This is a genomic window from uncultured Nevskia sp. (assembly GCF_903885465.1).
Taxonomy (GTDB): Bacteria; Pseudomonadota; Gammaproteobacteria; order Nevskiales; family Nevskiaceae; genus Nevskia.
In genome coordinates this window covers 1-6,689 of the sequence record NZ_CAISIQ010000005.1, presented here as the reverse complement: position 1 = coordinate 6,689, position 6,689 = coordinate 1, and the positions used below count along the sequence as shown (strand labels likewise).

The 6,689-nt window shown below is 64.7% G+C and carries 6 protein-coding genes; all 6 read right to left on the bottom strand.

Going from position 1 to position 6,689, the window contains the following annotated elements:
• Nucleotides 1-1,231: amidohydrolase (locus QZY06_RS00150; RefSeq protein WP_295678630.1), on the bottom strand; the 1,231-nt coding region annotated here is incomplete at its 3' end.
• A gap of 34 nt (nucleotides 1,232-1,265) precedes the next feature.
• On the bottom strand, nucleotides 1,266-1,748 hold the full coding sequence (locus QZY06_RS00145) for a GNAT family N-acetyltransferase (RefSeq protein ID WP_295678627.1): 483 nt from the start codon (nucleotides 1,746-1,748) through the stop codon (nucleotides 1,266-1,268).
• A 4-nt stretch (nucleotides 1,749-1,752) separates the two neighbouring features.
• Entirely contained in the window at nucleotides 1,753-3,615 is a 1,863-nt protein-coding gene (locus QZY06_RS00140) for a potassium transporter Kup (RefSeq protein WP_295678624.1), read from the bottom strand.
• A 34-nt stretch (nucleotides 3,616-3,649) separates the two neighbouring features.
• Nucleotides 3,650-4,465 carry a 4-hydroxy-tetrahydrodipicolinate reductase gene (gene dapB, locus QZY06_RS00135; protein ID WP_295678620.1) on the bottom strand — a complete coding sequence of 272 codons (816 nt, stop codon included), beginning with the start codon at nucleotides 4,463-4,465 and terminating at the stop codon, nucleotides 3,650-3,652.
• A 71-nt stretch (nucleotides 4,466-4,536) separates the two neighbouring features.
• Nucleotides 4,537-5,664, bottom strand: a complete 1,128-nt coding sequence (gene dnaJ / locus QZY06_RS00130) for a molecular chaperone DnaJ (RefSeq protein ID WP_295678617.1) — start codon at nucleotides 5,662-5,664, stop codon at nucleotides 4,537-4,539.
• Between the two features lie 110 nt (nucleotides 5,665-5,774).
• Nucleotides 5,775-6,689 (bottom strand): Hsp70 family protein (locus QZY06_RS00125; protein WP_295678614.1); only part of this gene is annotated, 915 nt, incomplete at its 5' end.

Sequence of the window (6,689 nt, the reverse complement as noted above, 5' to 3'; positions counted from 1 at the left end):
GTGAATGGTTCGGCGCGTATTCGTCCGTCGTCGCGCCCGGCTTGCGAACGCCGACGAAAACGAACAGGCCGGGAATCTTCTGCTGGTAGAAGGAAAAATCCTCGGCGACGGTCTGCGGGGTCGATTCGATGATGTTGGTCTTGCCGGCAATACGCTCCAAGGTCGGCCGCATCTGCGCCGTCAGCGCCGGATCGTTGTAGGTGACCGGATACGCGTACTCGTCGCCGATGCCGACGATCGCGGTGGCCCCCGAGGCCTCGGCAATCTTGGTCGCGGTGCGGCGGACGGCGTCGTTCATGATCAGGCGCGACGCCGGATCGAGCGAGCGCAAGGTGCCCTTCATCCGCACTTCATCGGGAATGATGTTGTTGCGCACGCCGCCATCGATCTTGCCGATGGTGACGATCGCCGCGCCCTGGGTGATGTCGAGCTGACGGCTGACCACGGTCTGCAGGGCGCTGATGATCTGCGCACTGACGACGATCGGATCGACGCCGTTCCAGGGCATCGCGCCATGGGTCTGCTTGCCGCGCACGACGATGTTCAGGTTCTCGGTGCTGGCCATCAGGCTGCCGGCACGGAACGCCAACTGGCCGGTTTCGAACTGCGTGAGCACGTGCAGGCCGAAGATCACGTCAGGTTGCGGCGCGCTGCTCAGCACGCCTTCCTTGACCATCAATTCAGCACCACCTTCCTCGCCTGCGGGGCGACCTTCCTCGGCCGGCTGGAAGATCAGCTTGACCGTGCCCGGCAGCCGCGCCTGCAGCTTGGCGAACACCGCCGCCGCGCTGAGCAGCATCGCCATGTGGGTGTCGTGACCACAGGCGTGCATGACACCGACATCCTTGCCGTCGTAGGTCGATTTCACTTTCGACGCGAACGGCAGCACCACCTCCTCGGTGACCGGCAAGCCGTCCATATCGGCGCGCAGCGCGACCACCGGGCCCGGTTTGCCGCCCTTGAGCACCGCGACCACGCCGTTCCTGGCGACGCCGGTCTGCACCTGATAGCCGAGTGCCTGCAGCTTCGTCGCCAGATACTGGCCGGTCTCGCTTTCGCGGTTCGACAGCTCCGGGCGCTCATGCAGATAGCGGCGGATGGCGATCAGTTCATCGCTGGTGCCGGCCGCTAGCGCCTCGGCGTCCTTGCGCAGCGTGTTGTCAGCGGCGAATGCAGGCGCAGCACTCGACAAGGCTGCGGCGAACATCGTCAAACGTAGCGTGCGAGTCATCGATGCATCCGCCGAAAAGGAGGTTGCAGCGAGATTAGCGCTTGTCCGCCGCGAACGTCTGCAAGGCCTCGCCGGTGAGGCGGAAGATCCGCCATTCGCTCATCAGCTTCGCACCGAGGCTTTCGTAGAAGCCGATCGCGGGCGCATTCCAATCCAGCACCGACCACTCCAGGCGCCCGCAACCCCGCTCGACTGCGATCTGCGCAAGCTGCTGCAGCAGCGCCTTGCCATAAGCCTTGCCGCGATGCGCGGGCTCGACGAACAGGTCTTCGAGATTCAGGCCACGACGACCGAGGAAGGTCGAGAAGTTGTGGAAGTACAGCGCGAAGCCCACCGGTTCGCCGTGCTCGCGGGCGATCAGGCATTCGGCACCAGGCCGTTCGCCGAACAGTGCGGCGCGCAGCGAATCTTCGGTAGCGACGACTTCATGCGACAGCTTTTCGTACTCGGCCAGCGCCCGGATCAGATGCAGGATCGTCGGCACGTCATCGGTGGTAGCGGCGCTTATCGTCAGCACGCGTTCAGATCTCGACGTGGAAGCCCAGCTCGACCACGTCTTCCGGTGGCAGGCCGTAGAAATCGGTCGCGCGAATCGCGTTGTGGGCCATGAAGGCGAATAGATGATCGCGCCACAACGCCATGCCCGGCAGATCATCGGACGGAATCAAGGTCGCGCGGCCGAGGAAGTAAGTGACGTTATCGATGTCGATGTCGAGGCCAAGCTGCTCGCTGAAGCGCAGCGCTACCGGCACATTCGGTGTCTGCATGAAGCCGTAGCGAATCACCAGGCGATAGATACCCGGGGCAACGCCCCAGCCACGCAGGCGTTCGACGGCCGGCACGCGCGGTTCATCGATGGTCTGCACGGTCAGCAGCACGATGCGTTCGTTGAGCACCCGATTGCGCTCGAGGTGGCGCAACAGGTAAGCCGGCGCATGATCGCCACCAGTGAGATACACGCCGGTTCCGGGGATCTTGTGCGGCGGGTCATCACGCACGCGCCGCGCCAGTTCCTGGGTCGATTCCTCACTGCCGGAAATGCGGCTCTGGAACAGCTTGCGGCCGCGGCTCCAGGTGGTCATCAGAGTGAAGATGCCGATCGCCATCACCACCGGTACCCAGCCGCCATCGGTGATCTTGAACAGATTGGCGCCAAAGAACCCGAGGTCGATGATCAGGAACACCGCCGCCACCGGGTAGGTCACGCTGGCGCGCCAGTCGTAACGGCGAGCGACGAAGACGGTGAGGATGGTGGTCACCACCATCGTCGACGACACGGCAATGCCATACGCCGCGGCCAGCGCACTCGACGAACGGAAGGCCAGCACCAGGCCGATGCAGGCCAGCATCAACAGCCAGTTCACCGCAGGAATGTAGATCTGGCCCTGCTCATCGCTCGAGGTCTGGATGATCTCCATCCGCGGCAGCTGACCGAGCTGGACCAGCTGGCTGGTCAGCGAGAACGCGCCAGTGATCATCGCCTGCGAAGCGATGATGGTGGCGAAGGTGGTCAGGCCGACCAGCGGATAGGTCATCCAGTCCGGTGCCAGCTGATAGAACGGATTGTGGATGTCCGGTGCGCCAGTGAGGATCAGCGCGCCTTGGCCGTAGTAGTTCAGCAGCAGCGCCGGCAGCACCAGCACGAGCCAGGCGCGGCGGATCGGCGACGGTCCGAAGTGGCCCATGTCGGCGTAAAGGGCTTCGGCGCCGGTGACGCACAGGAACACCGAGCTGAGCACGATGAAGCCGGCAAAACCGTTGCGCAGGAAGAAGGCGATGCCGTGCACGGGATTCATCGCCGCCAGCACGGTTGGATTGTTGAGCACGCCATGCGCGCCAAGCGCGCCCAGCACCAGGAACCACAGGGTCATGCCCGGCCCGAACAGAGCGCCGATGCCGGCCGTGCCGCGGCTCTGCACCAGGAAGATGCCGATGATGATCACCAGGGTGATCGGCACCACGAACGGATGGAACGCCGGCGTGGCGACGTTCAGGCCTTCGACTGCCGACAACACCGAAATCGCCGGCGTGATCGCGCCATCGCCATACATCAGCGAAGCGCCGAACAGGCCGAGCAGCATCAGCACATAACGCTGCGAACCGCGCCGTGCCCGCCAGGGATTGAGCAGCGCCACCAGGGCGATGGTGCCGCCCTCGCCCTTGTTGTCGGCTCTGAGCACGATCGCCAGATACTTGATCGTCACCACCAAGATAAGGGCCCAGGTGATCAGGCTGAGCACACCGAGCACATTGGCCGGCGTGCTGGCAACGCTGTGCTCGCCGTAGAAGCACTCACGCAGCGCGTAAATCGGGCTGGTGCCGATGTCGCCATAGACGACGCCGAGCGCAACGACGCTCAGCGGCAGGCTTTTGCGATCAGACATCCTGTCGATTCCGTTCGATGGCGTCGGTGTTCTTTCAGTCGTTCAGCGACAGGACGTCGCGCATCGAGTAAAGCCCGGCCGGCTTGCCGACCAGCCAAGCCGCAGCGCGCAGCGCGCCGTTGGCGAAGTTTGCGCGGGTCGTCGCGCGGTGGGAAATCTCCACTCGTTCGCCGTCGCCAAGGAACAGCACCGTGTGATCGCCGACCACGTCGCCACCGCGCACCGTCGCGAAGCCGATGGTTTCCCGCTTGCGGGCGCCGGTCTGGCCTTGGCGGCCGTAGACGGCATTGCTGAGCAGATCGCGATCGAGCCCGGCGGCAGCGGCTTCGCCGAACGCCAGCGCCGTGCCGCTCGGCGCATCGACCTTATGCCGGTGATGGGCTTCGACGATCTCGACGTCGTAATCCGAACCCAGCGTGCGTGCCGCGAGTTCGACCAGCTTCAGCGCCACGTTGACGCCAATCGCATAGTTGGCCGCGATGCACAACGGAATGCGCTTCGCCGCTTCAGCGATCACAAGCTTCTGGTCCGGCGTGAAGCCGGTGGTACCGATGACGATCGGCCTGCCGTTGGCGATGCAGACTTCGAGGGCTGCCAGGGTTGCGCCCGGCGCAGTGAAATCGACGACCACCGCGGATTGCTGGATGGCCGGAGCGAGCAACTCGCAGACCGCGACCCCGATGGCGGCCTGGCCGACCATCAAACCTGCATCGACACCGATCGCGGCATTGCCGGCGCGTTCGACGGCGGCGGCCAGACTGAGACGATCGTTGCGCAAGGTGGCATCGATCAGGGACCGCCCCATGCGCCCGGAAGCGCCGAGGATGGCCACGGAAAGCGGTTGAGTCATGTTAGGCAGCGGCAGCCGGAAAGGGCGCTAGATTACGCGCGTTCTCGCCGGCTGCGGGGACTTGCGTCGCGTCAGCTGGGCTTGATGTGGGTTTCGAAGAACTGCTTGGCCTTCGATAGCCAGCTACTTGCTGCCGGGCTGTGCTTTTCGCCGCCCTTGTCGACCGTTTCGCCAAACTCCTTGAGCAGGTCTTTCTGCTTGCGAGTCAGGTGCACCGGCGTTTCGACGACGACGGCGCACAGCAGATCGCCCTGCGGCCCACCGCGCACCGGCTTGACGCCGAGCCCGCGCAGACGGAACACCTTGCCGCTCTGCGTACCTTCGGGAACGGTCAGCTTGGCCTTGCCGTTCAAGGTCGGCACGTCCATGTCGCCACCGAGCGCGGCGACCACGAAGCCGACCGGCACCTGGCAGTGCAAGTCGTTGTTATCGCGATCGAAGATCTCGTGCGGCTTGACCTCCACCTGCACGTACAGATCACCCGCCGGCGCATTGCGCTCACCCGGCTCGCCTTCGCCGCTCAGGCGGATGCGGTCACCGGTATCGACACCCGCCGGCACCTTCACTTCCAGGGTTTTTTCGCTGCGGATCTTGCCGGCACCGCGGCAGCTCTTGCAGGAATCGGTGACCACGGTGCCGCGGCCTCGGCAGGCCGGGCAGCTCTGCTGCAGCACGAAGAAACCCTGCTGCACACGCACCTGGCCGGCGCCACGGCAGGTACTGCAGGTCTGCGCCGGTTTGCCATCCGCCGTGCCATTGCCATTGCAGGGTTCGCAATCGCGCACCGTCGGAATCCGGATGGTTTCGGTGGTGCCGAACACCGCCTGCTCCAGGCTCAGCTCGATCCGGTAGCGCAGATCGGCACCGCGACGCGGACCTCCGCGTCCGCCACCGCCGCCTCCACCGAAGATGTCGGAGAACACGTCGCCGAAAATATCGGCGAAGCCACCGCCGAAATCACTGCCGCCGCCGCGCTGCATGCCTTCGTGGCCGTACTTGTCGTAGACCGCGCGCTTGTTGGCGTCGGTCAGCACTTCGTAAGCCTCGTTCGCTTCCTTGAAGGATTCTTCGGCCGCCTTGTCGCCGGGATTGCGATCCGGGTGGCACTTCATCGCCAGCTTGCGATAGGCCTTCTTCATCTCGTCGTCGCCGGCGCTCTTGCTGACGCCAAGGACTTCGTAGTAATCGCGCTTGCTCATGTTCGTCGTGAGGCTTCTGGAAAAGGGGTGCCGGGGAAAACGCAAAAGGCGGAAGGCACGAGTCGGGCCGTTTTACCGGCGACTCGCACCTTCCGCCCGTTGCCAGGGACTTACTTCTTGTCCTTCACTTCGGTGAATTCGGCATCGACGACATCGCCGTCCTTGCCGCCGGCTTCAGCCTGCGCACCGGCTTCTGCACCACCGGCACCAGCGGCAGCGCCGGCCTTGGCGTAGGCGCGTTCGGCGAGCTTGCCCGAAGCCGCGGCCAGCGCTTCGGTCTTCGCGGTGATCGCATCCTTGTCGCCGCCCTTCAAGGCTTCGCGCAGTTCGGCGATGGCCGACTCGATCGCCTTCTTCTCATCGTCCTGCACTTCGCTGGCGAGATCCTTCAGCGACTTCTCTACGCCATGGATCATCTGGTCACCCTGGTTGCGGGCGGTGATCAGCTCGTTGAACTTGCGATCCTCGTCGGCATGGGCCTCGGCGTCCTTGATCATCTTCTTGATCTCGTCCTCGGACAGACCCGAGTTCGCCTTGACCACGATCGACTGCGATTTGCCGGTGGCCTTGTCCTTGGCCGACACATTGAGGATGCCGTTGGCGTCAATGTCGAACGTCACCTCGACCTGCGGCACGCCGCGCGGGGCCGGCGGGATGTCGGTCAGATCGAACTTGCCGAGGCTCTTGTTGGCGGCCGCGATCTCGCGTTCGCCCTGCAGCACGTGCACGGTCACGGCGTGCTGGTTGTCGTCAGCCGTGGTGAAGGTCTCGGACTTGCGCGTCGGAATCGTCGTGTTCTTCTCGATCAGCTTCGTCATCTTGCCGCCGAGCGTCTCGATGCCGAGCGACAGCGGCGTGACGTCGAGCAGCAGGACGTCCTTGACCTCGCCGGTCAGCACCGCGCCCTGGATCGCGGCGCCGACGGCGACCGCCTCGTCCGGATTCACGTCACGGCGCGGCTCGCGGCCGAACAGGGCCTTCACGGCGTCCTGCACCTTCGGCATGCGCGTCTGGCCGCCGACGAG